The following is a 429-nucleotide window of genomic DNA, read 5'->3' as shown; positions in this document are numbered from 1 at the left end:
ATTCAGACTCGGGATGATGACAGGGTGTTTGCATGCACCCAACAGCCGGTCGCCAAATAGCTTGGAGTTAGAAAGTAGCTTCTTCAGCGGCTCCGGTGAATAAGGCGACCGCCAGAATCCGAAGAGTGACCAGCGCTTGTCGAAAATCTCCTCCCCGTGGTCGACAAACAGGTCTACGATATCTTGCGCCGGAATCTCGAGGGCAAGTGCCAACGCCAGGATCCCACCGATTGAAGTACCTGTGATCAGATCGAAACGCGATGCAAGCGGCGCTTCGATCTCTTTCTCCACATCCGCTATGACTTTTGCGGTGTACAGCCCTCGGAAGCCTCCACCAGAGAGGGCGAGAATCTGAAAGGGCTTGCGCACATTGTGGGGCATTGGGGATAACTGGTTGTTTCTAGCACTCCGCGATGGCGAGTGCTAAGA

At 54.5% G+C, this 429-nt stretch carries 1 protein-coding gene; it reads right to left on the bottom strand.

Translation table 11 applies throughout. The features are described from left to right. Positions 1 to 381: patatin-like phospholipase family protein (locus GVN67_RS29310; RefSeq protein ID WP_200845462.1), on the bottom strand; the 381-nt coding region annotated here is incomplete at its 3' end. Positions 382 to 429: the final 48 nt, after the last annotated feature.

It is taken from the genome of Roseomonas sp. 18066, from assembly GCF_902706185.1.
In the GTDB taxonomy this organism is placed as follows: domain Bacteria; phylum Pseudomonadota; class Alphaproteobacteria; order Acetobacterales; family Acetobacteraceae; genus Pseudoroseomonas.
Note: the sequence above shows the minus strand (reverse complement) of the source record. Positions and strands in the feature narration are given on the sequence as shown.